This is a genomic window from Tardiphaga sp. P9-11, assembly GCF_008329525.1.
Classification (GTDB): Bacteria; Pseudomonadota; Alphaproteobacteria; order Rhizobiales; family Xanthobacteraceae; genus Tardiphaga.
The window spans coordinates 399,964-425,578 of record NZ_NPKQ01000001.1 but is presented as its reverse complement, the minus strand read 5'-3'; the positions used below and the strand labels follow the sequence as shown (position 1 = coordinate 425,578).

The 25,615-nt window shown below is 62.3% G+C and carries 26 protein-coding genes; 14 read left to right on the top strand and 12 right to left on the bottom strand.

Features of this window, described 5'->3' with window-relative positions; all coding sequences use genetic code 11:
- Positions 1–121: 121 nt before the first annotated feature.
- Together CIW50_RS01970 and CIW50_RS01965 are read right to left on the bottom strand one after the other, a co-directional pair.
- Complete coding sequence (locus tag CIW50_RS01970; RefSeq protein WP_149529609.1) at positions 122–592, bottom strand: hypothetical protein; 471 nt, start codon at positions 590–592, stop codon at positions 122–124.
- Positions 593–699: 107 nt separating this feature from the next.
- Entirely contained in the window at positions 700–2,238 is a 1,539-nt protein-coding gene (locus CIW50_RS01965; RefSeq protein WP_149529608.1) for a YifB family Mg chelatase-like AAA ATPase, read from the bottom strand.
- A 186-nt stretch (positions 2,239–2,424) separates the two neighbouring features.
- On the opposite strand from CIW50_RS01965, the gene CIW50_RS01960 reads away from it, so the two are divergent.
- Positions 2,425–3,459, top strand: coding sequence for a diguanylate cyclase domain-containing protein (locus CIW50_RS01960; RefSeq protein ID WP_246664100.1), 1,035 nt, complete (start codon positions 2,425–2,427; stop codon positions 3,457–3,459).
- 73 nt (positions 3,460–3,532) lie between these two features.
- On the opposite strand, the gene CIW50_RS01955 is transcribed toward CIW50_RS01960, so the two are convergent.
- The 4 genes from CIW50_RS01955 to rsmI all read right to left on the bottom strand — a co-directional run bounded on the left by CIW50_RS01955 (position 3,533) and on the right by rsmI (position 7,051).
- Positions 3,533–4,513 carry an MBL fold metallo-hydrolase gene (locus tag CIW50_RS01955; RefSeq protein WP_149529606.1) on the bottom strand — a complete coding sequence of 327 codons (981 nt, stop codon included), beginning with the start codon at positions 4,511–4,513 and terminating at the stop codon, positions 3,533–3,535.
- A gap of 194 nt (positions 4,514–4,707) precedes the next feature.
- Positions 4,708–5,649 (bottom strand): glutathione synthase, encoded by a 942-nt coding sequence (gshB, locus tag CIW50_RS01950; RefSeq protein ID WP_149529605.1) that lies wholly within the window; start codon positions 5,647–5,649, stop codon positions 4,708–4,710.
- Between the two features lie 54 nt (positions 5,650–5,703).
- Positions 5,704–6,117: a YraN family protein gene (locus CIW50_RS01945; RefSeq protein WP_149529604.1), complete on the bottom strand. Its 414-nt coding sequence runs from the start codon at positions 6,115–6,117 to the stop codon at positions 5,704–5,706.
- Positions 6,104–7,051 (bottom strand): 16S rRNA (cytidine(1402)-2'-O)-methyltransferase, encoded by a 948-nt coding sequence (rsmI, locus tag CIW50_RS01940; protein ID WP_149529603.1) that lies wholly within the window; start codon positions 7,049–7,051, stop codon positions 6,104–6,106. Before rsmI ends, CIW50_RS01945 begins: the two co-directional genes overlap by 14 nt.
- A gap of 226 nt (positions 7,052–7,277) precedes the next feature.
- On the opposite strand from rsmI, the gene CIW50_RS01935 reads away from it, so the two are divergent.
- Positions 7,278–8,504 (top strand): penicillin-binding protein activator, encoded by a 1,227-nt coding sequence (locus CIW50_RS01935; RefSeq protein ID WP_149529602.1) that lies wholly within the window; start codon positions 7,278–7,280, stop codon positions 8,502–8,504.
- A 3-nt stretch (positions 8,505–8,507) separates the two neighbouring features.
- Here the strand turns inward: CIW50_RS01935 and hemW are convergent, their stop codons facing one another.
- The 3 genes from hemW to rph are packed head-to-tail and all read right to left on the bottom strand — an operon-like array spanning position 8,508 to position 11,055.
- Positions 8,508–9,671, bottom strand: a complete 1,164-nt coding sequence (gene hemW / locus CIW50_RS01930) for a radical SAM family heme chaperone HemW (RefSeq protein ID WP_149529601.1) — start codon at positions 9,669–9,671, stop codon at positions 8,508–8,510.
- Positions 9,658–10,293, bottom strand: coding sequence for an RdgB/HAM1 family non-canonical purine NTP pyrophosphatase (gene rdgB / locus CIW50_RS01925; RefSeq protein WP_149529600.1), 636 nt, complete (start codon positions 10,291–10,293; stop codon positions 9,658–9,660). Before rdgB ends, hemW begins: the two co-directional genes overlap by 14 nt.
- A 36-nt stretch (positions 10,294–10,329) precedes the next feature.
- The gene (gene rph, locus CIW50_RS01920) at positions 10,330–11,055 is read right to left on the bottom strand and encodes a ribonuclease PH (protein ID WP_149529599.1); all 726 of its coding nucleotides are present in this window, start codon (positions 11,053–11,055) and stop codon (positions 10,330–10,332) included.
- Positions 11,056–11,219: 164 nt separating this feature from the next.
- On the opposite strand from rph, the gene hrcA reads away from it, so the two are divergent.
- Positions 11,220–12,308, top strand: a complete 1,089-nt coding sequence (gene hrcA, locus CIW50_RS01915) for a heat-inducible transcriptional repressor HrcA (protein WP_149529598.1) — start codon at positions 11,220–11,222, stop codon at positions 12,306–12,308.
- 117 nt (positions 12,309–12,425) lie between these two features.
- Complete coding sequence (gene grpE / locus CIW50_RS01910) at positions 12,426–13,025, top strand: nucleotide exchange factor GrpE (RefSeq protein ID WP_149529597.1); 600 nt, start codon at positions 12,426–12,428, stop codon at positions 13,023–13,025.
- A gap of 116 nt (positions 13,026–13,141) precedes the next feature.
- Here the strand turns inward: grpE and pncA are convergent, their stop codons facing one another.
- Together pncA and CIW50_RS01900 are read right to left on the bottom strand one after the other, a co-directional pair.
- Positions 13,142–13,858 carry a bifunctional nicotinamidase/pyrazinamidase gene (gene pncA / locus CIW50_RS01905; RefSeq protein WP_149529596.1) on the bottom strand — a complete coding sequence of 239 codons (717 nt, stop codon included), beginning with the start codon at positions 13,856–13,858 and terminating at the stop codon, positions 13,142–13,144.
- An 87-nt stretch (positions 13,859–13,945) separates the two neighbouring features.
- A complete protein-coding gene (locus CIW50_RS01900) occupies positions 13,946–14,893 on the bottom strand; it encodes a hypothetical protein (protein WP_502707342.1) in 948 nt (315 codons plus the stop codon).
- A 378-nt stretch (positions 14,894–15,271) separates the two neighbouring features.
- Here CIW50_RS01900 and dnaK point away from each other — a divergent pair, with 378 nt between their 5' ends.
- The 8 genes from dnaK (at position 15,272) to CIW50_RS01860 (ending at position 22,420) form a co-directional block, all read left to right on the top strand.
- Positions 15,272–17,170 (top strand): molecular chaperone DnaK, encoded by a 1,899-nt coding sequence (gene dnaK / locus CIW50_RS01895; protein WP_149529595.1) that lies wholly within the window; start codon positions 15,272–15,274, stop codon positions 17,168–17,170.
- Positions 17,171–17,324: 154 nt separating this feature from the next.
- Entirely contained in the window at positions 17,325–18,467 is a 1,143-nt protein-coding gene (dnaJ, locus tag CIW50_RS01890) for a molecular chaperone DnaJ (protein WP_149529594.1), read from the top strand.
- A 92-nt stretch (positions 18,468–18,559) separates the two neighbouring features.
- On the top strand, positions 18,560–19,162 hold the full coding sequence (locus CIW50_RS01885; RefSeq protein ID WP_149529593.1) for a class I SAM-dependent methyltransferase: 603 nt from the start codon (positions 18,560–18,562) through the stop codon (positions 19,160–19,162).
- 45 nt (positions 19,163–19,207) lie between these two features.
- Complete coding sequence (locus CIW50_RS01880) at positions 19,208–19,786, top strand: NADPH-dependent FMN reductase (RefSeq protein WP_149529592.1); 579 nt, start codon at positions 19,208–19,210, stop codon at positions 19,784–19,786.
- Between the two features lie 6 nt (positions 19,787–19,792).
- On the top strand, positions 19,793–20,509 hold the full coding sequence (gene pyrF / locus CIW50_RS01875; protein ID WP_149529591.1) for an orotidine-5'-phosphate decarboxylase: 717 nt from the start codon (positions 19,793–19,795) through the stop codon (positions 20,507–20,509).
- A 26-nt stretch (positions 20,510–20,535) separates the two neighbouring features.
- Positions 20,536–20,838 (top strand): DUF1330 domain-containing protein, encoded by a 303-nt coding sequence (locus tag CIW50_RS01870; RefSeq protein WP_149529590.1) that lies wholly within the window; start codon positions 20,536–20,538, stop codon positions 20,836–20,838.
- 120 nt (positions 20,839–20,958) lie between these two features.
- Complete coding sequence (gene dapB, locus CIW50_RS01865) at positions 20,959–21,774, top strand: 4-hydroxy-tetrahydrodipicolinate reductase (RefSeq protein ID WP_149529589.1); 816 nt, start codon at positions 20,959–20,961, stop codon at positions 21,772–21,774.
- A gap of 22 nt (positions 21,775–21,796) precedes the next feature.
- A complete protein-coding gene (locus CIW50_RS01860; RefSeq protein WP_149529588.1) occupies positions 21,797–22,420 on the top strand; it encodes a 2,3-bisphosphoglycerate-dependent phosphoglycerate mutase in 624 nt (207 codons plus the stop codon).
- A gap of 26 nt (positions 22,421–22,446) precedes the next feature.
- Here the strand turns inward: CIW50_RS01860 and CIW50_RS01855 are convergent, their stop codons facing one another.
- Complete coding sequence (locus tag CIW50_RS01855) at positions 22,447–23,238, bottom strand: alpha/beta fold hydrolase (RefSeq protein ID WP_149529587.1); 792 nt, start codon at positions 23,236–23,238, stop codon at positions 22,447–22,449.
- Positions 23,239–23,408: 170 nt separating this feature from the next.
- Here CIW50_RS01855 and CIW50_RS01850 point away from each other — a divergent pair, with 170 nt between their 5' ends.
- A complete protein-coding gene (locus tag CIW50_RS01850) occupies positions 23,409–24,059 on the top strand; it encodes a GntR family transcriptional regulator (RefSeq protein WP_149529586.1) in 651 nt (216 codons plus the stop codon).
- Complete coding sequence (locus CIW50_RS01845; protein ID WP_149529585.1) at positions 24,056–25,585, top strand: aldehyde dehydrogenase; 1,530 nt, start codon at positions 24,056–24,058, stop codon at positions 25,583–25,585. Before CIW50_RS01850 ends, CIW50_RS01845 begins: the two co-directional genes overlap by 4 nt.
- The last annotated feature ends 30 nt before the right edge of the window (positions 25,586–25,615 follow it).

The following is a 25,615-nucleotide window of genomic DNA, read 5'->3' as shown; positions in this document are numbered from 1 at the left end:
CCCGCAATCAGGCGACCGCGGATGTCGGAGACAATGCGGATATGTTGTTGCCAAGTGCTTGCGTGGCCGTGGCTTTGAATCTGCCGGCGCAGACATGATTAATGAAGCGTTAATTCGTGCTTTAGAGGCTGGCCGCCGCCATCCGCGCCGGGCTGCGACTGTGGGCGCTGACGATCAATGCTGCCGCATCGCGCACTGTGAAGCTGCGTGACTTCACGAAGATCCGGTAGTCGGCGTCGCCCTGCTCTGACAGGTAGATGACGGGCTCAGACGTCGCCGGTGTGTCGGCAATGCCGATGAAGCGCGTCGCGGCCGTGACGGGACAGGCATCGGGTTCCGCTGCGTCGACATCGTCGAGCACGACGAAGTCGGCGGTCTCGGCGCTATCGACGATCTGCACACGGACGGTTGCCTGCAAGGGATCGTCAGTGAAGCTGACGTGCGATTGCGCCTGCCACGGCATGGCGGCGATCTGGACGGTGGTCTCACCGGTGGAGATGCAGGGGTGCGTGCCGGTCACGAGATCGCCGCGGGCAAGAAAAGCCGCCAGCGCCAAAGGGATCGTTGAGGCCAAAATCTTGAAACGCAACATGACACGGTACTCGCCCTGGCCCCGTAACACGGGATTATGGTGAGCAGAGCGTAAACAAAACTCGTTACTATCGCGTTGACGCCCACATCAGCGGTGAAGACAAGACGTCAGGCCGCGCGGCGAACGTCTTCCGCCAGCGCGCGGTAAGACAATGCCTCGGCCAGATGCAGCCGCCCGATTTTCTCCGCGCCGTCCAGATCCGCCAGTGTTCGCGCCACGCGCAGCACGCGATGATAGCCGCGCGCGGTCAGCCGCATCGTCTCGGCGGCATCGCGCAGCAGCGTCAGTCCCTGCGCATCTGGCTGTGCCACGGTTTCCAGCACCGAGGCCGGTGCGGAAGCATTGGTGTGGGTGCCTGGCAATCCCGCCGCGGCATAGCGCATGGTCTGGAGATCGCGTGCAGCAGCGACGCGCGCCGCGACTTCGGCGGAACCTTCCGACGGTGGCGGCAGAATGAGATCTGCCGCGGTTACCGCCGGCACTTCGATCCGCAGGTCGATGCGGTCCATCAAGGGGCCGGAGATGCGCGATTGATAGTCAGACGTGCAGCGATCGATGCGGCCACGCTTGCAGGAGAAGCCCGGCTCGAATGCGTGGCCGCAACGGCATGGATTCATTGCTGCGACAAGCATAAAGCGCGCGGGATAGGTGACACGGTGGTTAGCGCGCGACACCGCGACCTCGCCATTTTCCAGTGGTGCACGCAGCGAATCCAGCACGCGCGGATCAAACTCCGGCAGTTCATCGAGAAACAGCACGCCTTGATGCGCCAGCGAAATCTCTCCGGGTCGTGCACGCAACCCGCCGCCTGTGAGTGCCGCCATACTGGCCGAGTGATGCGGTGCACGGAACGGCCGCCGCGCGGTGAGTGCGCCGTCCTTGATCTCGCCGGCCACCGACGCGATCATCGAGACTTCGAGGAGTTCCGCCGGCGATAGCGGTGGCAGGATCGATGGCAGCCGTGCCGCCAGCATCGATTTGCCGGAACCTGGTGATCCCGCCATCAGTAGATGATGGCCGCCGGCGGCAGCAATCTCGAGCGCGCGCTTGGCGCTTTCCTGTCCCTTGATGTCGCGCAGATCCAGCGGCGTCTCCTCGCGCGCATGAATCTTCGGCTGCGGTCGCGACAAAACCTGCGTGCCCTTGAAGTGATTGGCGATCTGGATCAGCGACGTCGCCGCGATGATCTGGATATCGGGACTGGCCCAGGCGGCTTCCGCGCCACAGGCGGCCGGGCAGATCAGGCCTTCATCGCGTGCATTGGCACCGATGGCAGCGGGCAGCACGCCGGCCACCGGCGCGAGCGAGCCATCGAGACCGAGTTCGCCGAGCACGGTGAAGCCTGCCAATGCATCCGGCGGAATTGCGCCGATCGCAGCCATTAGTCCCAACGCAATTGGCAGATCATAATGGCTGCCTTCCTTCGGCAGGTCTGCCGGTGCGAGATTGACGATGATCCGCCGCGCCGGCAGTGCCAGACCGGAGGCGACCAGCGCAGCGCGGACCCGTTCGCGCGCTTCGGACACCGCCTTGTCGGGCAGGCCAACGATGAGGAAGTTCGGCAGACCGGGCACGACCTGAACCTGCACGTCGACCGCGCGGGCCTCGATCCCCTCAAAGGCTACGGTGGAAACACGTTGAACCATGCCGCCCTCATTCGAGATGAGAGCCTAACCTAAGGTTGCTTTCATATCAAGAACAATCAGTGAACGAAGTGGAGCGGTAACGTATGCCGATTTTGGCTGAAGTCGGCCAACGGCGTAGGAAATCTTAAACACGTCATGCAAAACATCCTATCAAGAGCTCCGAGACGAAGACCGGGTGCCCGCAGAATGTCAGATCGCTTGTCGATGCCGCCGGACGCTCCGGATGACGCTGTCCTGATCGCCGAGCTGAAGGCACAGATCGAAGCCCAGCAAGCCATCATCGACGAACAGGCTGCTTCGCTGGCGCATAGCCGGAAGATCTTCGATCGCTCCTCTGCCGCCGCGCGAATCGGCGTCTGGGAATGCGACCTCTCCGATGAATCGCTGGTCTGGACCGATGTTGTCTACGACATCTTCGATCTGCCGCGCGGTTCGACGCCGATTCGCGGGCAGGCGCTTGCCTGCTATCCCGAAGAGTCCGTCAGGGAACTGACGAAGCGGCGCAGCAAGGCCATAGAGGATCGCACTGGCTTCAGCCTCGATGCGGAAATCGTCTCCTTCAAAGGTAACCGGCGCTGGATCAGGATCACGGCTACCGTCGAGTCTGTCGATGGGGTCGCCGTGCGTATCTTCGGGATGAAGCAGGACATCACGGAAGAAAAGATTCTCGCGGACCGCAATCGCTATCTCGCCGAATTCGATACGCTGACCGGGCTTGCCAATCGCGGCCAGTTTCAAACCAGGCTGTCGCTGTTCGACGCGGCATCGGCCAGCAAGGCAAAGCCGTTCGGCGCGCTGTTGCTGATCGACCTGGATGAATTCAAGCCGGTCAATGACTGCTTCGGCCATGCCGCCGGCGATGCCTGTCTCACTGTCGTGGCAAATCGTATCCGCAACATTTGCGCGGGCGCCGAGCTGGTCGCACGCCTTGGCGGTGATGAATTTGCGGTTCTACTGGGACCCCACGCGCAATTTGAGGAAGCCTCCGAGACAGCGCGCGCCATCGTCACGCAGTTGGGCCTGCCGATCGATCATCGCGGGCAACAGTTGCGCGTCGGCGCATCGGTCGGCATCGCGCTGGCGGACAATTGCACGTCATCGCAACTCGCGGCCATGGCCGACTCGGCGCTCTATGCAGCGAAGGATGCCGGCCGCGGGACGTTCCGAATCTACAAACGCGGTGCGGAGAGACGCGCGAGGGATGCCTCATCCGCGGCGTGACGATATGTTCGCTCAGGAATGTCTGCGGCGGTCGTTGTCTCAAGATCGCCGCAGGAAAGTCGCAAGATTTCCGCTAGAGATTCATTACCATCGGCTCGGCGATATAGCGGAAGCCATCGCCTGATTTGACCACATGGCCATAGCCCGGCCACGCGAAGTGATAGGACATCACCGCGGTCTTGTTGGCTGCCAGCATGTCGAGCATCTTCACCCGCGTCGCTGCCGCCATCTTCGGATCGGAGTCATAGGCGAACTCCATCCGCGGCTTCTCCAGTAACAGCACCTGATGATGGGTAAGGTCGCCGAGGAACGCGAAGGACTTTCCGTCCGACTGGATCATGAACATGTGGTGGCCGAATGTATGGCCAGGCGCATGCATGGCGGTGACGCCCGGCAGGAACTCCTGTCCGTCCTTGAAGAACACCAGGCGATCTTTCACCGGCAGCAGGTTCTTGCGCGCATGGACGATGAAATCCTTGAGCGGTGAACCGAGCTTGCCTTCGTCGGTCCAGAACTTGAAGTCTTCTTCGCTGAGATAGACCTGCGCGTTGGGAAACAGCGGCTTGTCATTGGCATCGACGATGCCGCCGATATGATCGATATGGGCGTGCGAGCACACCACGGCGTCGATATCCCCCGGCTTGATACCCGCTTCGGCCATGCTCTTCTGCAGGCGGCCCGTGGTGTTGCCGAACAGTTGTGACGTGCCCATGCCGGTATCGAACAGGATCAGCCTGTCACCCATGTTGACGATCGGCGCGTTCTGTTCGAGCACGACGTTGCTGCTGCTGAGGAAATTATCCGTCAGCATCTTCTGCACGTCTTCCTTCGGCACGCCGACGAAGGTGCCGGAGGGATCGCCGAGCGGCAGCGGTCCGTCGGAGACAACGGTGACTTCGGCGCTGCCGAGCATGAAGCGATGGAAGTAGGGCGCCTGCGTGCCGAGCTTCGGTGCCTTGGCCGATGCGCTGCCGATGAGGCCGGGAGCGAGGAGATTTGCGCCGATGCCTGCGCCGAGCGCGAGCAGGGACCTTCGCGAAACGTCTGAAGTCATGCGTTCCTCCACTACTATGCTTTTGCTTGCCGCCACATATGACGGGCCGCCCGATTAGTCGGGCGTGCATCGGCATGCTGCGCTTGCCGTCCATGACTGGCAAGCAAAAGCAGCAGGCCGAGAATTGCTAAAAATGGAATTCAAACTGCTGCGTCAATGATTGACGCAACGCAGCGAATGACGCGCGCGGAAGTTTACTTCCGCTTCGCTTCGATCACGTTCCAGACCCGCGCGGCCACATCGGGCCCGCCAAGCTTGGCGATAGCGCGAATGCCCGTTGGGGACGTGACGTTGATCTCGGTGAGATTGCCGTCGATCACGTCGATGCCCACAAACAATAAGCCGAGCTCGCGCAGAGCCGGTCCGACGCGCGAACAAATCTCGCGTTCACGTGGCGAGAGTTCGGTGGCCTTGGCAGCGCCGCCGCGCACCATGTTGGAGCGCAGGTCATCCTCGGCCGGCACGCGGTTCACGGCGCCGGCAAACTCGCCGTCGATCAGGATGATACGCTTGTCGCCATGTTTCACTTCGGGAAGGAAGCGCTGGATCACCCACTGCTCCTTGAATGTCACGGAGAACAGATCATAGAGCGAGCCGAAGTTCATGTCCTGCGGCAGCACACGGAACACTGCCGCGCCTCCATGGCCGTGCAACGGCTTCATCACCACGGCGCCGTGTTCGGCGCGAAATGCATTGATCTCGTCCTTGTCGCGCGAAATCAGCGTCGGTGGCATCAGATCTGAGAATCCCATCACGAAAATCTTTTCCGGCGCGTTGCGCACGGACGCCGGGTCATTCACCACCAGCGTCTTCGGATGAATGCGCTCGAGCAGATGCGTCGAGGTGATGTAAGCAAGGTCGAATGGCGGATCCTGGCGCAGCAATACCACGTCGAAGGATTCCATGTTGGTGCGCACGGACTCGCCGAGGGTGAAGTAATCGCCTTCGACATCGCGTACCGACAGCGACTGCACCGCCGCTACCACGTCATTGCCGCGCAGCGAGAGCTTGTCCGGGGTGTAATACGACAGTTTGTGGCCGCGCTTCTGGGCTTCCAGCAACATCGCGAAGGTCGAATCGCCCTTGTGATTGATGCGCGCAATGGGGTCCATCTGGACGGCGACGTTCAAGGTCATGCTGGGGGTCCGGAATTGTGGTCGGGAAGGCGAAAACTCGGGAAGATATTGGAGTCAGGTAGTGGCGTCGAATGCCGCTAACAGATGGCGTGGCAAATGTCTTGGCGCAATCAGCACGACATCAAAACGCAGGTCGAATTCTGCATGTTCGGGATGCGCCATCAGCCAGCCCTGGGCGGCATCCATGATCCTGGCCTGCTGGCGCGGCGTCACCGCATAGGCGGCCTCGTCCAGGCTGGCGCGGGCCTTCACCTCGACAAAGGCGATCAGGCTGCGCTTTCGGGCGACGATATCGATCTCGCCATGGGGCGTGCGAAAGCGGCGAGCCAGGATGCGGTAGCCCTTGGCCAGCAACAGAGCGGCGGCACGGGTTTCGGCAGAGAGGCCGGTGTTGAACGCGGCGAGGCGTTCCGGCGCAGCCGGTCTGGCCGCGGGCTTCGGTGCGGAGACTTTGTCAGTCTTCGCCATCGCCCTTGATCTCCTTGGCCAGCTCCAGTGCGCGGGCATAGACGGCGCGGCGCGGCCGTCCGGACAATTCGACCGCGTGCGCCACGGCATCCTTGACGCTGTCGCGCTGCAACGACGAGCGCAATAGCGCATCGAGATCGTCTTCTGTCATTGCCTGCGCATCGGCAGCCGGTGGCCCGATCACCAGCACGAATTCACCGCGGGTCTCCAGCCCATCGGCTTCCCTGGCCAGATCGGCGATCGGCCCGCGATTGACCTCTTCATGCATCTTGGTGAGCTCACGGCAGATCGCCGCATCGCGGTTGCCCATGATGTCTGCGAGGTCGGCCAGCGTGTCCTGCACTCGGTTGCCGGAGTCGAACATCACCAGCGTGGCATCGATAGCTGCCAGCTCGGTCAGCCGCGATCGCCGTGCCATCTGCCGCGACGGCAGGAAGCCCTCGAAGAAGAAACGATCCGTCGGCAGGGCAGAGACGGCCAGCGCAGCCAGCACAGAGGACGGCCCCGGCAGCGAAATCACATTGAAGCCTGCGGCGGTCACTTCCCGCACCAGTTTGAAGCCCGGATCGGAAATCAGCGGCGTGCCAGCATCCGACACCAGCGCGATGGACGCACCCTGCGACAGCTTTTCGAGAATCTTCGGCCGCGCCTGTTCGGCATTGTGCTCGTGATACTGCTTGAGTGTACCGGAGATCCCGTAGCGCTCGGTCAGCCGGCGCGTAATGCGGGTGTCTTCACAGGCGATGATGTCGACCCCGGCGAGGGTCTCCAGCGCACGCAGGGTGATATCGCCGAGATTGCCGATCGGCGTTGCCACAAGATGCAGCCCCGGAACAGCTTTCGGTGCCATGAGCAGATGGCCGGAGACCGTGAATGTCCGGGGCGATGGCACCGCGGCGTCCGCGGGTGATGAGGGTAGGGGTGTTGCGCGCATGGCGACAATGTAGAGCGAATTGCGCCAAAGGGGGACAGCCGTTTTTCTGGCGTTTGGCTGCGGTTCATTCCCGTCGTGCTAATCCGGCAGGGGTGACGGGGTATGGCCGAGCATAAAGCTTTTGTTTTGGTTAACTTTTTGCCGACAATATGTCTGAATCCGCGCCTCACACTATATAGTGGGTGATGAAGCGGGCCGATGTGATGCGGCCGAAAGAAGAGAAGTGATGGCGGATCCGTTCGACTCCAAATCCGGAACCCGAGGTGTGACTCCGGGTGCGACGCGGCGGGCTGCTGTCGGCCTGCTGCTCGGCGCGCCACTGCTCGGGGCCTGCGCGGGTGTGCAGTCGACGCTGACCAATGCCTTCGGCACCGGACCGGCCACACCATCGGGACCTCCCGCGGGACCGGCGCAGCAGCCGCAAGCCGTCGGCACCGGCGGCACCAAAGTGGGGCTGATCCTGCCATTGTCGGCATCGGGCAACGCCGGCGTCGCCGCGCAGTCGATGAAGAACGCCGCCGAAATGGCGCTTGCCGAATTCCAGAATCCCAGCATTCAACTGCTGATCAAGGATGACAATGGCAGTGCGCAAGGCGCGCAGCAGGCGGCCCAGCAGGCGCTCGATGAAGGTTCCGAGATCATTCTCGGGCCACTGTTTGCACTCTCGGTGCCGGCGACCGCGCAACTGACGCGCGCGCGCAACGTGCCGGTAATCGCCTTCTCGACAGACTCGAGCGTCGCCGGCCGTGGCGTGTATCTGCTCAGTTTTCTGCCCGAGTCCGACGTCAATCGCATCGTCGATTACGCCGCGGGCACGGGCAAGCGCTCCTTCGCCGCAATGCTGCCTGAAAATGCCTATGGCAATGTCGTCGAAGCAGCTTTCAAACAGGCTGTCGCGCGCAAGGGCGGCCGCATCGTCGCCTTCGAGCGCTACGGTGCGGATCGCGCCAGCGCCGCGCGCAACATCGCCGCCTCGTTGACCGGCGCCGACGCGCTGTTCCTTGCTGACGATGGTGACGCGGTGGTCGCAACAGCCGATGCATTGACAGCGGCCGGCGCCAATCTGCGCAATGTGCAATTGCTCGGTACGGGTCTGTGGGACAATCCGCGTGTCTTCAACAGTGCTGCACTACAGGGTGGGCTTTACGCTGCACCGGATCCTGCAGGGTTCCGTGCCTTCGCCGGCCGTTATCGCGCGAAATATGGCGGCGACCCCGTGCGTACCGCGACGCTTGCTTACGACGCCGTCGCGCTGGTCGCCGCTTTGGCGCGCACCCAAGGCGGGCAGCGCTTTGCACCCGAGACGCTCACCAATCCATCCGGCTTTGCCGGCATCGACGGCCTGTTCCGGTTCCGCAGCGATGGCGGCAACGATCGCGGGCTCGCCGTGATGAAGGTCGCATCAGGTGGCGGTCAGCCGGTGGCGGGCTCGCCGAAGAGTTTTGGGGCGTAGCGCCTACGCCGCCAGATCGGCAACCACTGCATCGAGCACTGGAAACCCTTCCTGCGTCACGCGCAAGCGGCCGTTCGCTTCGACGACGATCGCGCCTTCTTCGCGCAAGATATCGATGCGCTTTTCATCGAGCGCACGACCGGACAGCGTCTGATAGCGCGCGGGATCGATACCTTCGGCGAGGCGCAGACCCATCAGGAGATATTCGTCGGCGCGTTCTTCGCTGTTGAGTAATTCGTCCGACGTGACGCCGTGCCCGTTGTCCTCCACGCGCATCACCCAGGCTTCCGGGCGCTTCTCGGTGGCGATGGCATGGCGGACACCGTCGATGTCGAGGCGGCCATGGGCGCCGGGGCCGATGCCGGCATATTCCTGGCCGCGCCAGTAGACGAGGTTATGTTTGCACTCCGCGCCCGGGCGGGCATGGTTGGAAATCTCGTAGAACGGCAGGCCCTGTTGCGCGCAGACTTCCTGCGTCACGTCATAAAGCGTACGCGCAAGGCTTTCGTCGGGCGTCTTGAGTTTGCCGGCAGCATGCAATCCGAAGAACGGCGTGCCTTCCTCGATTGTCAGCTGATACAGCGACAGATGTTCGGCGGCTTCCGAGATCGCGAGCTTGAGTTCGTCGGTCCACATCTGCGGGGTCTGGTCGGGGCGTGCATAGATCAGATCAAACGAATACCGATCGAACGCGCTGCGCGCGATGGCCACGGCATCGAGTGCCTCGCGCGCCGTATGCAAACGTCCGAGCGACTTCAGCGATGCATCGTCGAGTGCCTGCACGCCGAGCGAGACGCGGTTGACGCCGGCCTCGCGATAGCCGTGAAAGCGTGTCGCATCGACGGATGTCGGATTCGCTTCCAGTGATACTTCGACGTCGGAGGCGACATTCCAGTATTTGCCGATCGAATCGAGGATCGCACCGACGGTCTGCGGCTGCATCAGCGACGGTGTGCCGCCGCCGAGAAAGATCGATGTCACCGTGCGGCCCGGGGTACGGGCAGCCGTGGTTTCGATCTCGCGCGCAAAAGCGCGCGCGAAACGCACTTCATCGATGGCGTGATGACGGACATGGCTGTTGAAGTCGCAATACGGGCACTTCGACAGGCAGAACGGCCAGTGCACATAGACGCCGAACGCGTCCTGTTGTGCGTTAGCGGGCTTCAAGGCAGATCTCCGCGAGTTTCACGAATGCCCTGGCGCGATGCGACAGGCCCTCGCCGAGTGGCGGCAGGCCATGTTTTTCGACCGCGGTCATCTCGCCATAGGTGCGGGTGTGACCATCCGGCAAGAAGCTGGGATCGTAGCCGAAGCCGGCAGTGCCGCGCGGCGGCCAGACCAGCGTGCCATGGGCATGGGCTTCGACTTCCTCGAGGTGACCGTCGGGCCAGGCCACGCATAGCGCCGAGACGAAATGCGCGGTGCGCTTGTCAGGCGTCGTCGCGCCGCGCTCTTGCAACAGACGCTCGATGCGCGTCATTGCGCCGGTGAAGTCCTTGGACTCGCCGGCCCAGCGCGCCGAGAGAATGCCGGGCGCGCCATCGAGGGCATCGACGACCAGACCTGAATCATCCGCGAAGGCCGGCAGTTGTGCGACATTGGCCGCGGCAATTGCCTTGATCGCCGCATTGGCCTTGAAGGTGTCGCCGGTCTCGTCGGGTTCGGCGAGCCCGAGCTCACCGGCTGATACTGCTTCGATGCCGTAGGGAGCCAGCAGATCGCGCATCTCGGCAAGCTTGCCAGGATTGTGGGTGGCGATGACGAGCTTCCCGGTGATTCGACGATGCATGATGCTGAGTCTATGCCTGCTTGAGTGATTGCGAAATCAGGTGATCGCCATCTTCTGCAATTCGACCAGACGGCCGACGCCCTTCTGAGCTAGCGCCATCAACTTCAGGAACTCGTCCTGCGTGAACGGCGTCTTCTCAGCAGTTCCCTGCACCTCGATGATGCGGCCGTCGCCGGTCATCACGAAATTGGCGTCGGTGTCGGCTTCGGAATCTTCCGCGTAATCGAGATCGAGCACCGGGGTGCCCTGATAGATGCCGCAGGAAATCGCCGCGATATTGTCGCGCAGCACCTTGTCGCCGCTGTTGTTCTTGAACATGTTGCGGGTCTTCATCCAGGAGATGCAGTCAGCCAGAGCAACCCATGCGCCGGTGATTGAGGCCGTGCGGGTGCCACCGTCAGCCTGGATGACGTCGCAGTCGATGGTGATCTGGCGTTCGCCAAGCGCTTCGAGGTCGACGGCAGCGCGCAGCGAGCGGCCGATCAGGCGCTGGATCTCGACGGTACGGCCACCTTGTTTGCCTGATGCGGCTTCGCGGCGGGTGCGTTCCAGTGTGGCGCGGGGCAGCATGCCGTATTCGGCGGTGACCCAGCCGCGACCCTGGCCCTTGAGCCATGGCGGCAGGCGCTCTTCCAGCGTGGCGGTCACCAGCACATGGGTGTCGCCGAATTTCACCATGCAGGAGCCTTCGGCATATTTGACCACGCCGCGTTCCAGCGACACGGCGCGCAGTTCATCGGGCGCACGACGGCTTGGCCGCATGAGAAAATCCTTCCAAATGTCCAGAGAAAGCCTGTTCGCGGTGCTTTTAGGGGGCACAGACCGCAGCGGCAAGGGCAGGGAAGGGGCAAGGCAGGTTCCACAACCGCAATGGTGCTTGTATCCGGACCTCCAGAGCGACAGATTAGGTCCTCAAGGAGTGACCTGTGGCCCACCACGATCCGATCGGCCTGATTTCGCCGCATGCCGGGCTTGCCCAGCTCAATGAGCGATCGCGCGAGATTTTCCGGCAGATCGTCGAGAGCTATCTCGCCACCGGCGAACCTGTCGGTTCGCGCAATATTTCGCGCCTAATCACGGTTCCGCTGTCGCCGGCCTCGGTCCGCAACGTCATGTCGGATCTGGAGCAGCTTGGGCTGATTTACGCGCCGCATACCTCCGCCGGCCGGCTGCCGACCGAACTTGGACTGCGGTTCTTCGTCGATGCCCTGATGCAGGTCGGTGACCTCACCGAGCCCGAGCGGCAGTCGATCCAGCAGCAGCTGTCTTCGGTGGGGCGCTCGCAGACGGTGGAGGCTGCGCTTGGCGAGGCGCTGACGCAGCTGTCCGGGCTGACCCGCGCGGCGGCGGTGGTTCTGACTGCGAAGTCCAATGTGCGGCTGAAACACATCGAATTCGTCCGTCTGGAGCCCGAAAAGGCACTCGTCGTGCTAGTCGCCGAGGATGGCCAGGTCGAGAACCGGGTGCTGACCCTGCCGCCCGGCGTGCCGTCGTCGGCCCTGAACGAGGCCTCGAATTTCCTCAACGCCCGGATTCGCGGCCGCACGCTGGCCGAGGCCCGGTTGGAGCTCGAAACGGCGCTGACCCAGAACCAGATCGAGCTCGATCAGCTGACCCAGAAGGTGATTGCCGCCGGTATTGCCAGCTGGTCGGGTGGCGAGAAGGATGATCGTCAGCTGATCGTGCGCGGCCAGGCCAATTTGCTCGAGGATCTCCATGCGCTGGAGGATCTTGAGCGCGTTCGCCTCCTGTTCGACGATCTCGAAGCCAAGCGGGAGGTAATCGACCTTCTCGGCCGGGCCGAGAATGCCGAAGGCGTGCGCATCTTCATCGGCTCGGAAAACAAGCTGTTCTCGCTGTCAGGCTCGTCCACGATCATTGCACCCTATAGCGATGGCGCCGGCCATATCGTCGGGGTTCTCGGCGTGATCGGGCCGACCCGGCTGAATTATGCGCGGGTGATCCCGATGGTGGATTATGCCGCCCGTATCGTCAGCCGCATGCTCGGCGGTTGACGGGGCTGGCTACAGATCCTGCTATTCCGGCCGGTTGCGCTTGATTTTCGGCGCCTAAACCCCGATATCCCGCTCAGCAATCCCACCATTTTGGCGTGTTTTTGAGAAGGCAGCGTGATGACTGATTCCAATGGGCAGAACGACAATCAGGACAAGACGGCAGCGGCCGCCGATCCGGTGGTGTCCAAGCCCTACATCATGCCCGACGATCCGGAACCGAATTCGGTCGAGGCCCTGACCAAGGAAGCCGCGGACGCGCGCGACAAGATGCTGCGCACGCTGGCGGAGATGGAAAATCTGCGCAAGCGGACCCAGAAGGAAATCGCCGATGGCCGCACCTATGCGATCGCCAATTTCGCGCGCGAAGTGCTCGATATCGCCGACAGCCTGCAGCGTGCCCTCGATGCCGTGCCTGCCGATACCAAGGCCGCGGCCGATCCGGGCCTGAAGGCGCTGCTCGAAGGCGTCGAGCTCACCGAACGTTCGTTGCTCAACACGCTGGAAAAGAACGGCGTGAAAAAGTTCGATCCATCGGGCGAGAAGTTCGACCCCAACTTCCAGCAGGCGATGTACGAAGTGCCCGATGCATCGGTGCCTGCCGGCACCGTCGTCCAGGTCGTGCAGGCCGGTTACACCATCGGCGAGCGCGTGCTGCGCCCGGCGTTGGTCGGTGTCTCGAAGGGCGGCGCCAAGGCTGCGCCGGCTACGTCGGAGTAACAGAGCCGCTGGCTGTCATCACCCGCGAAAGCGGGTAATCCAGTACACGCTGGTCTCAGTAAGCTATCGCGAGCGCCGGTGATTACTGGGTCGGGCGATGACAGTGGGAGTACGGGTCAAGCCGCCAGGTCGCCCGACTGAATCCGCTTCACGCCGGCCTTGTTCATGTCGGCCCAGGCTTTAGCGAGCGAGCCCTGCGTGTCGATGCCGCGGCAGGCGTCCTCGATCACATAGACATCGAAACCTGCTTTTCGCGCATCGAGCGCCGACCATGCGACGCAGAAGTCGGTGGCGAGGCCGGCGATGAATATGCGCTGCAATTTGCGGGCTTTCAGATAGGCGGCGAGACCGGTGGTGGTCTTGCCGTCGGCCTCGGTGAAAGCCGAATAGCTGTCGACTTCCTTGTTGAAGCCCTTGCGCAGGATCAACTCGGTATGCGGGATCGCGAGATCCTTCGACAGCGCAGCTCCTTCAGTGCCTTGCACGCAGTGATCCGGCCACAATACCTGCTTGCCGTACTTCACCTCGGTGGTCTCAAACGGCTTCTTGCCGCTATGGCTTGACGCGAATGAAATATGGCCCGGCGTGTGCCAATCCTGCGTCATTACGACGTCTGCGAATTTCCTGGCGATGCCGTTGATGACCGGGACGACCTTGTCGCCGTCCTTCACCGCGAGACTGCCGCCGGGCAGGAAGCAGTTCTGCACATCGATCACCAGCAATACTGATGTGCGATCGAGACTCACCTTGCCTGCGGCGGATAAACTTTTGGGGGCTACGCTGGTCATGGCAATTGTCCCCAACCCCGCGAGAATCTGACGTCTGTTGAGCATCGTGGAAATCCCCGTACCGGATTGTCCCAGCAAATCAGGTCACGAGGAGATCGTAAAGCGGGCCGTCAGCCGGCCCGGCTCCATTTATCAGCGCGGCTCGATACCGTCGCGCACAGCGCGGAAGCGGGGAAACGCCTTGGCCCAATCGTCGCGCGGGGCGCTCGCAATAATACGCATGGTGACCTTGCCGCCGCCGAAGCGCAGCCACTGCACGACGCTGACCGGCGTGTTGTTCTTACCGCTGACGGCATCGATGCGGGTCTCCCAGCCGGCCATGCCGTCGATGCGCTGCGGCTCCGACATGGTGATGCGGCCCTCGCGCAGACCAGGGATCGAGCCTGCGGCCTGTTGGGCGAAGCGGCCACGGTCTTCGGCCTTTTCGGGCGCCGAAGCGAGACTGCCGATCACTACGAAAGGACTGGTTTCGATGCTGTTCTCGTCGCTCGAGTCGGCCAGGAGCAACGCAGCACCTGGCGCCAGCGTGCGGACAGTCTTGAAGTCGCTCATTTCAGCGACCTTGAACGGCATCAGGCCGAGCTGCTCGTCGAGCGGTACCTCCTTGCGCACCACGATGGACGAGAACATCTGGCGCACCGCGTCGTCGGTGTAGATCTTCTGTGCGTTTTCCGGGACCTGCACGGCCACATAGCCGGAGAAATTCCCGCCGCCGCCCACGATCATCGAATAGCGCCTGACATTGCCGGTGGCGTCCTTGGCGTTCTCGATCGTGTAGAAGGCTTTCCCGGCTGTGGTCTCGATGCTTTCCGGCTTTACGGCCATGCCTGCCGGGTTGGACTTGAACGCAGTGTCGACCTCGTTGAAGGCTGCAGCCGGCAGTTCGGTCATGAGCACCTTCACGCCCTGATCGGAGGTCTCGAAGCCGGTAAAGGTCTTGGCCGGGACGAGGCCGACCAGCGGGGCCAGACCCACGCGAACACCCGGCGGAAACACAGGATCGGCCGCAAAAGCGGGGCTGAAGGTGGCCGAAATGGCCGTCAGCATGGTCAAAGCGAACAGGGGCGCAGCATGTTTCATGAAAAATCTACTGGGTTTGCATTGAGGCTGTTCGATGGTGCGGGACGCCGGCTTTGGCCGCCGCAAGCCCTGCCGAACGGCGCTCACGGTTGCCCCGTTCCGCCAACAGATCAAGCCATAAATCTGTTCCCGGCGGGGGCCGCGCCGATCCGTCGCGTATCGAAGAAACAAGGTCCAAAGGTCTGTTTCACCAAATATTAATTTCGCGCATCGGTCGTGTTTTCATGGGCCCGGAGTGTGCCAGATGCCTTGCGGCCACCACCCCCCCTCCTATATGAGGCCTACCGTCGCAATATCGCGAATAGTTGATGTTTGGGGGTTGGGAGCGGGGTGCCGTCAGGGCCCAGCCAACCTGCCGCAGAAAAAGGATATGAGAGCATGGGAAAGGTCATCGGTATCGACCTCGGCACGACGAATTCGTGCGTTGCCGTCATGGACGGCAAAACGCCGAAGGTCATCGAGAACGCAGAAGGCATGCGGACGACGCCGTCCATTGTGGCTTTTACCGATGATGGCGAGCGCCTCGTCGGCCAGCCGGCCAAGCGCCAGGCAGTTACCAATCCCGAGCGCACCATTTTCGCGGTGAAGCGCCTCATTGGCCGCCGCTACGACGATCCGACCGTCGAGAAGGACAAGAAGCTTGTCCCGTACAAGATTGCCAAGGGTGGCAATGGCGACGCTTGGGTCGAAGTCGATGGCAAGACCTATTCGCCGTCGCAGATTTCCGCCTTCACGTTGCAGAAGATGAAGGAGACCGCGGAAGCTCATCTCGGCCAGAAGGTCGAGCAGGCCGTCATCACCGTGCCCGCCTACTTCAACGACGCCCAGCGTCAGGCCACCAAGGACGCCGGCAAGATCGCCGGTCTCGAAGTGCTGCGCATCATCAACGAGCCGACCGCGGCTGCGCTGGCTTACGGCCTCGACAAGTCGAAGACCGGCACCATCGCGGTGTACGATCTCGGCGGCGGCACCTTCGACGTCTCGATCCTCGAGATCGGCGACGGCGTGTTCGAAGTGAAATCCACCAACGGCGACACGTTCCTCGGCGGTGAAGACTTCGACATGCGTCTGGTCGGCTACCTCGCCGACGAGTTCAAGAAAGAGCAGGGCATCGACCTGCGCAACGACAAGCTGGCTCTGCAGCGCCTGAAGGAAGCCGCTGAAAAGGCCAAGATCGAGCTGTCGTCCACCACCCAGACCGAAATCAACCTGCCATTCATCACGGCGGATGCCTCCGGTCCGAAGCATCTGACGCTGAAGCTGACCCGCGCCAAGTTCGAAGCGCTGGTCGACGATCTCGTGCAGAAGACCATCGAGCCCTGCCGCAAGGCGCTCAAGGATGCCGGCCTCACCGCTGGTGAAATCGGCGAAGTGGTTCTGGTCGGCGGCATGATCCGTATGCCGAAGATCCAGGAAGTCGTGAAGCAGTTCTTCGGCAAGGAGCCTCATAAGGGCGTCAATCCGGACGAAGTCGTAGCCATCGGCGCCGCCATTCAGGCCGGTGTGCTGCAGGGCGACGTCAAGGACGTGCTGCTGCTCGACGTGACCCCGCTATCGCTGGGCATCGAGACGCTGGGTGGTGTGTTCACCCGCATCATCGAGCGCAACACCACGATTCCGACCAAGAAGAGCCAGGTGTTCTCGACGGCCGAAGACAACCAGAACGCCGTTACCATCCGGGTTTTCCAAGGTGAGCGCGAAATGGCGGCCGACAACAAGCCGCTCGGCCAGTTCGACCTGATGGGCATTCCGCCGGCACCGCGCGGCATGCCGCAGGTCGAGGTGACCTTCGACATCGACGCTAACGGCATCGTCAACGTGTCGGCGAAGGACAAGGCGACCAACAAGGAACAGCAGATCCGAATCCAGGCTTCCGGCGGTCTGTCCGAGTCCGACATCCAGAAAATGGTCAAGGACGCCGAAGCCAACGCAGCCGACGACAAGAAGCGTCGTGAGGCTGTTGACGCCAAGAACCACGGCGATGCTCTCGTGCACTCGACCGAGAAGGCTCTCAGCGAGCATGGTGACAAGGTCGGTGAGCCCGAGCGCCGCGCGATTGAGGATGCCATGAGCGACCTGAAGGAAGCTCTGAAGGGTGACGATGCTGAGGCCATCAAGGCCAAGACCAACACGCTGGCGCAGGCTTCCATGAAGCTCGGCGAAGCGATGTACACCCAGCAGGCCGAGGCTGACGCCAAACGCGATGCCGAGAAAGATGACGTGGTCGACGCCGAGTTCACGGAAGTCGACGACGACAAGCCGAAGAAGTCGGCCTGATAGGCGAGCAGAACAATGGCCCTCATCCTGAGCAGCGCAGTACGCGTTTCGAAGGATGAGGGTCATTTTTGTTAGTGCGGGAGTTGCATCTTCATCGATGCGTTCTTCTGGGATGCTCCTCGGGATGAGGACCAATTTCGAGCGGATCTGACTGATGTCCACCAAGCAATGTTACTACGACACGCTGGAAGTCGAGCGCACCGCCAATGATGCGGTTCTGAAGACGTCGTTTCGCAAGCTTGCGATGAAGTGGCATCCGGACAAGAACCCGGGCGATACCGCCGCTGAAGTGAAGTTCAAGGAAATTGCCGAGGCCTACGACGTCCTCAAGGACGGCGACAAGCGCGCGGCCTATGACCGCTATGGCCATGCTGCCTTCGAGCAGGGCCACGGTGGCGGGGGTGGTCCGGGCTTTGGCTCCGGCTTCGCCTCGTCCTTCTCTGACATTTTCGAAGACCTGTTCGGCATGGCCGGGCAGCGCAGTGGTGGCCGCAGCGGCGGTCGCGAACGCGGAGCAGATCTCCGCTACAACATGGAAATCACGCTGGAGGAGGCTTACTCCGGCAAGACCGCACAGATCGAGATTCCGGTCGCAGTGACCTGCGAAGCTTGCTCCGGTACCGGCGCCAAGACCGGCACCAAGCCGAAGGCCTGTTCAACCTGCGGCGGCGCTGGGCGCGTCCGTCAGGCCCAGGGCTTCTTCACGTTGGAAAGGACCTGCCCGAGCTGTCAGGGCCGCGGTCAGATGATCGAGGACCCGTGCCCGAGCTGCTCCGGCGCGGGCCGCGTCGAGCGTGAGCGCACGCTCTCGGTCAACATTCCGGCAGGCGTCGAGGACGGCACCCGTATCCGCCTCGCCAATGAAGGTGAAGCCGGCACGCGGGGCGGCCCGTCGGGCGATCTGTACATTTTCCTGTCGCTCGCTTCGCACGACTTCTTCCAGCGCGATGGCGCGGACCTGCATTGCCGCGTGCCGATCTCGATGGTGACTGCTGCGCTGGGCGGCGAATTCGAGGTGCCGACCATCGAGGGCGGTCGCAACAAGGTCAAGGTTCCCTCGGGCACCCAGTCCGGTCGCCGCTTCCGCGTCACGTCAAAGGGCATGCCGGTGCTGCGCTCGCGCCAGACCGGCGACATGTATGTGCAGGTTGTCGTGGAAACACCGCAGAACCTGACGAAAAAGCAGCAGGAGCTGCTGGCCGAATTCGAAAAACTGTCTTCGGGTGCAACGCAACCTGAGGCCGCGGGTTTCTTCACTAAGGTCAAGGACTTCTTCGGAACGCGGGCTGGCTCCTGACGTTGGAAGCTTGACCGTTTCTATTGTTGCCTATACCTCTTTATGACGAAATTCTGACGTTCCGCACGTTCCGCGGTCTGCCTGGAAGCGACATGCCTCTGCACTCGTCCGCGCGTCCGTTGAAGAAGCCACTCCGTCTGGACGACGAGGTCCGCTTTCTCCGTTCATGGATCGACAAACCGCTGCACATGGGCGCGGTGATGCCATCAGGCAAAGCCCTCGCCCGCACCATGGCGCAGTATGTCGACAATAACACGACCGGTCCGGTCATCGAACTTGGGCCCGGCACCGGCGCGATCACCTCTGCGCTCATCGCGCATGGGGTGGACCAGAAGCGACTGGTGCTTGTCGAATTCAATCCTACCTTCTGCGCACTGCTGCGCGAGCGCTATCCGCAGGCGACGATCGTTCAGGGCGACGCCTACACATTGCGGGATACGCTGTGGGACGTACTGAAAGAACCTGCTTCTGCCGTCGTCTCCGGCCTTCCGCTGGTCACCAAGCCGATGCTGACGCGCCTCAAGCTGATCCGCGATGCCTTTTCGGCGATGTCGCCGAACGCGCCATTCGTGCAGTTCACCTATTCGGTGGCGCCGCCGATCCCGAAATCGCTGCCCGGTGTGTCCACAGAGGCTTCGGAGCGGATCTGGATGAACCTTCCGCCGGCCCGCGTCTGGGTGTATCGCAAAGGCTAGTACCGGCCGCGATCGCGCGGCGGCTTCGCCCCGACGATCGGAATCATGGCCGCGATCAAGATCCTCGTTATTCCCGGCTCGCTGCGCACAGGGTCGCTGAATGCGAAACTGGCGGCTGTCGCCATTGATGCGCTGGTCCGCGCCGATGTCGATGTCACAAGGATTTCGCTCGGCGACTTTCCGCTCCCGATCTATGACGGCGACCTCGAGATCAATTCCGGCGTGCCGAAACAGGCGTTCGATCTGAAGCGCATGATATCGGCGCATGATGGTGTGCTGATCGTGACACCGGAATACAACGCGTCGCTGCCGCCGCTGCTGAAGAACAGCATCGACTGGGTATCGCGCGTCGTGGATACCCAGGAGAGCAAGGGCCAGGTATTTCGCGAGCGGCCGTTTGCAATTGCGGCGGCCTCGAATGGACGGCTTGGCGGTGCGCGCTGTTTGCAGGCCTTGCGGCTGGTGCTGTCAGCCTGCCGCGCGATGGTGATCCCGAACCAGCTCACGCTGGCATTCGCGGACGAGGCCTATGACGATATGGACCGGTTGAAACACGCCGCCGACAAGGATGCGATGGCGGCGATGGTACGCCAACTCATCGACGTGGCGCAGCAGATGAAGTGAGACCAGATGACGTTGCAGACCATTGATCCCCGCGACCGCCTGATCGTCGCGCTCGACTTGCCGGATGTTGACGCTGCCGAAGCGATGATCGCGCGGCTTGGCGACAGCGTGACTTTCTACAAGATCGGCTATCAGCTCGGTTATGCCGGCGGCCTGCCGCTGGTGCGCAAACTCGCCGATGCTGGCAAGAAAGTATTCGCCGATCTGAAGATGCATGACATCGGCAACACCGTTGCGCGCGGTGTCGAGAGCGTGGCCAAGCTCGGCGCGAGTTTCCTCACTGTCCATGCCTATCCGCAGACCATGCAGGCGGCTGCCAATGCCAGCAAGGGCTCGGGTCTGAAGATCCTCGCCGTGACGGTGCTGACCTCCTACGACAACGAGGATCTGAAAGCTGCCGGCTACCAGCTCGGTGTCAGCGATCTCGTCGCCGCGCGGGCGCAGCAGGCGCAGGCGCTTGGCATCGATGGTCTCGTCTGCTCGCCGGAAGAGGCCGCAAACCTGCGCAAGCTCATCAAGGCCGATATGTGCCTGGTGACGCCGGGCGTGCGACCTGCGGGCAGCGATACCGGCGATCAGAAACGCGTCATGACTCCGGCACACGCCATTGCCGAAGGTTCGGACTATCTGGTGGTCGGCCGTCCGGTGATGGAAGCCGCCGATCCCAAGGCCGTGGCCGAGGCGATCGTGGCCGAGATCACGCAGGCGCTGGCGAATAAGTAACAGCGAGACGAGGGAGAGAAAGACCGATGGCCAAGGCTTACTGGATTGCGCGCGTCGACGTGCACAACATGGATGGTTACAAGCAATACGTGGCCGAGAACGGCCCGGTCTTCAATAAATTCGGCGCCAGGTTCCTGGTTCGCGGCGGCCAGTTTGAGGCCAAGGAAGGCACCTCGCGGTCGCGTAATGTCGTGCTCGAATTCAAGGACTACGCGACCGCGCTGGCCTGCTACAATTCGCCGGAATATCAACGGCTGGTGGCGATGCGCAGCCCGCATGGCGAGAGCGACCTCGTGATCATCGAGGGGTATGACGGTCCGCAGCCTTGAGCCGCTGGGCCTTAAGCATGTGTTTGATCTGATTGGTATCTAAGGACTTTAGGTACCGTGGGCGTGTTGCCGCCGCGGCAGCGCGCCGCTATACCGCCTTGAGATACTGAGGATCGTTCAATGTCCGATATGAGACTGATCGTTGCAGGCGCCGGCGGCCGGATGGGCCGCGCGCTGATCCGTACCATTTCCGAAACCCCGGGCGCAGTTCTCGCGGGCGCGCTGGAAGCGCCGGGCTCGGAGCTGCTCGGGCAGGATTCCGGCGTGCTTGCCGGCCTGCCGGAAAATGGCGTCAAGCTCTCGGCCGACCTCTGGACACTGTCGAAGGATGCCGACGGCATTCTCGATTTCACGGTTCCTGCGGCAACCATCGCCAATGTCGCGATCGCAGCCCAGCGTGGCCTCGTCCACGTGATCGGCACCACTGGCCTGTCGCCGTCGGACAACGCGGTGATCAAGAGCGTGACAGGTCAGGCCATCGTCGTGCAGTCGGGCAATATGAGCCTCGGCGTCAATTTGCTGGCCGCGCTGGTGAAGCGCGTCGCGCGGTCGCTCGATGACGGCTTCGATATCGAAGTATTGGAGATGCACCACAAGGCCAAGATCGACGCGCCGTCGGGCACTGCCTTCATGCTGGGGCAGGCTGCAGCCGAAGGCCGCGGCATTTCGCTGGACGAGCATTCCGCGCGTGGCCGCGATGGCCTCACCGGCGCGCGCAAGACCGGCGATATCGGCTTTGCTTCGCTGCGCGGTGGCACTGTCGCAGGCGATCACACAGTGATCTTTGCCGGTCCCAATGAACGCATCGAGCTGACGCACAAGGCCGACGATCGCATGATCTTTGCGAACGGCGCGCTGAAGGCGGCGATGTGGGCGCATGGAAAAAAGCCGGGTTTGTACTCGATGGCTGACGTGCTCGGCCTTGGTGAAATGTAAGAAGAACGAAACGGAATTCTCGATGAACGAACGTCTTCTCGTCCTCGTCCGTCACGGACAGAGCGAATGGAATCTGAAGAACCTTTTCACCGGCTGGAAAGATCCTGATCTCACCGAGAAGGGCGTCGCCGAGGCCAAGGAAGCCGGTCGCAAGCTAAAGGCGCAGGGTTTGACGTTTGACGTTGCGTTCACTTCGGCGCTGACCCGTGCGCAGCATACACTCGATCTCGCACTGGAAGAGATGGGCCAGAGCGGCATTCCGATCACAAAGAACCTGGCGCTGAACGAGCGCGATTACGGCGATCTTTCCGGCCTCAACAAGGATGATGCCCGCGCCAAATGGGGTGAGGAGCAGGTCCATGTTTGGCGCCGGTCTTACGACGTGCCGCCGCCCGGCGGCGAAAGCCTGAAGGATACGCTGGCACGTACGCTGCCGTATTTCGTGCAGGAAATCCTGCCCTGCGTGCTGCGCGGTGAACGCACGCTGGTTGCTGCGCACGGTAACTCGCTGCGCGCGCTGATCATGGTGCTGGAGAAGCTGACGCCGGAAGGGATTCTGGCTCGCGAACTCGCGACCGGCGTGCCCGTGATCTACCGGCTCAATGCCGACGCGACGGTGGCGTCGAAACTCGATCTGGCGGGTTGATCGACGCGCTCGATTGCGTGGCGCGGTTAGCGCGCCATCGCAGCCGATACGAAATCCGAGATCGCATCGAGAAAGACGTCCGGCTTCTGCAATTGCGGGACATGCGCGCAGCCCGGAAGCACGATCAGCCGTGCATCAGGTAGTCCGGCAGCAAGCTCTCTGGACATTGGTGGTGGCGTCGCTTCATCGTGCTCGCCGACCAGCACCAGCACCGGCACTTTGACAGTCCCGATCTCGGGGCGCAGGTCCAGCGTCGCCAGGGACTCGCAGGCACTCTGAAACACCCGGGGATCCGTGCGCAAAAAGGCCTCGCGGCGACCCCGCATCAGCTCCGGGTTCTGCTCCTGAAATTCAGCGGCGAACAAGCGTCGCATCGCGACATCGGTGACCGCAGGCAATCCCTTGGTCGATGCTGCCATCGCCATGTTGCGAAACGCCTCGCGGCCGGGTTCGGAAAACGCGGCGCCGCAATCGGCGAGAACCAGCCGGCCTGCGATGCCAGGGTGGCGGATCGCCATCTGCAGGGCGACGAAACCGCCATAGCCGTTGCCGAGCACGATCGTTTCCGCGCCGTCGCCACAGTCCCTGACGGCTTCCGCCGTCCGGTCCGCAACCGCCGCCAGTCCGCCGCTTACGGCGTCTGATCCCCCAAAGCCCGGCAATTCGGGAACAATGACACGGTGGGTTTTGGCCAGTGACGGCACGATCCCGTCGAAGCTTGCCCGGTCAGACAGCAGCGAATGAAATAGCACTATGGCCGGTCCCTCACCGAATTGCGCTGCATTGACGGTGCCGTTTGCCAAGCGTCGATCTGCCATTTTGCCTCTCCCGTCAAAAGCTTGCAGCCCGCAGCCTGATCGGCTGTCGCATCTGCCTGCCCTGTTGTGTCCCGGACTGGAGGCCAAAAGCAAGTCTCCGATCTCGTAAATCTGACTTGACGTGATATTTCACGAGATGCATCTTTGTCGGAGAATCAGAGGAAATTTCCGTGCTTCTTCGAGATAATGTCTACAATAGCCTCAGGTCTGATATCCTGATGTGTCGCTTTCTGCCAGGTGATGATATGCGGGAGCAGGAGCTGGCGGAGCGCTATGCGGTCAGCCGCCAGCCCGTACGTGAGGCTCTGCTGCGGCTGGAGCGAGAGCATCTCGTGACGGTCCAGCCGCGCCAGGGTTATCGGGTCAATCCGATCTCGATCTCGGACGCCCGGGACCTGTTGCGGTTTCGCTATGCGGTCGAGCCGGCCTGTGTGTCGGAAGCGATCGAGCACGCCTCGGACGACATCCTGCGCGGATTGGACCAGTACCGGTCGTTCGACGGCTCGGCGGAAGGTTTCATCGATTACAACCGCGCCTTCCACATCGCGCTGGCACAGGCGTCCGGCAACCGGCGCATGGCGTCGGCCGCGCGCGATTTGATCGAACAGGCCGATCGGCTGGTGCGTATCAGCATCGCCAACGTCAAGGGCCGCGATCACATGCAGCTCGTGGGTGAGCACGTCAGCCTGATCGACGCCATACAGCGCCGCGACCAGCGCGGCGCTGCGCGCATCATCAAGGCCCACATCGAGAAAACAGAAAAGCGCGTGCTGCCTGCCCTGGCGCGTAACGCGATCATCGTCGAAGGGAGAGATCTATGAACATTTCAGCGAAAACCGGCTCCATCGATGTCGAGATTCACGGCAACTTCGTGGATGGTCGTGAAGTCGAAGCCGGCAACGGCGAGATGATCGATGTGCGGAATCCGGCTACGGGCGACGTCATCGCGCGAATTCCCAATTCAACCGCGGCCGATATCGATCATGCGATGAAGAGCGCGCGTGCGGCGTTCGAAGGACGCGCATGGGGCGGCATGGATACGCGCGCCCGCGCCCGCCTCATCAACAAGCTTGCCGATGCCTTCGAGGCCAATCTCGACACGCTATACCGGCTGGAGACGTTGAACAACGGCCGTCCGGTCAACGAGACCCGTGCGCAGCTTGCGCGTCTTCCTGATTTCTTCCGCTATTTCGCCGGCGTTGCCTTGGCGCGGCGCGATTCGGTCATCCCGGTCGAAGGCGCGTATCTCAACTACACATTGCGCACGCCGATCGGGATCGTGGCGAACTGTACGCCTTTCAATCATCCGCTGATGATCCTGTGCAAGTCGCTGGCTGCTGTACTGGCCACCGGCTGCGTGACGGTCGTGAAGCCCTCGGAATACACGCCTCTGACCACGCTGAAGCTCGCGCAGATCTTCACCGAAGCTGGCCTGCCGCCGGGTGTGTTCAATATCGTGCTGGGCTACGGCCCAAGTGCCGGCAAGATGCTGTCCGAACACCCTGACATCAACAAGCTGGTGCTGACCGGTGGCACTGAAGCGGGGCGCATCGCCGGATCATCCGCGGCGAAAGTGTTCGCGCATCAGACCATGGAGCTCGGCGGCAAGACGCCTGTCATGGTGTTCGACGATTTCGATGTCGATCAGGCAGTGAACTACGCTGCCTTCGGTGCCTTCATCGGTGCCGGCCAGACTTGCGTCTGCGCTTCCAGGCATATCGTGCAGGCCTCGATCTACGACGAGTTCGTAGCGAAGCTACAGGCCAAAACGAAGTCTATCCGTATCGGCGATCCGTTCGATCCCAACACGCAGCTCGGCCCGGTGATCTCGGCGCGCCAGCGTGACCGCGTGCTGTCTTATGCGCGTTTCGGTCACGAGGATGGCGCCCGGCTGGTTGCTGGTGGCGTTGCGGCAAAGATAGCCGGTCACGAAAACGGGTTCTTCGTGGAGCCCACGGTGTTCGCGGATGTTCGGTCGGACATGCGCATCTTCCAGGAAGAGGTGTTCGGTCCGTTCACCTCTGTCACGCCGTTCAAGGACGAGGCCGATGCGTTGCGTCTGGCCAATGATTCCCCGTTCGGGCTTGCAGCGGCCATTCGCACCCGTGATGTCGCGCGCGCGCATCGCGTCGCTGGCCGCGTCAAGGCGGGGATCGTCTGGATCAATGATCATCATCGCCTCGATCCCGCATCGCCCTGGGGCGGCGTGGACGACAGTGGCATCGGCCGTGAATGCGGCACCGAAAGCTTCGATGATCACTTCAACACCAAGAGCGTAATGGTGGCGACGGGCGATGGCCCGTTCGACTGGTATCGCGACACGGCGGGGCAGAAGCGGCTGAACTAGAGCAAAGCGATCGCCAACAGATCCCCCACA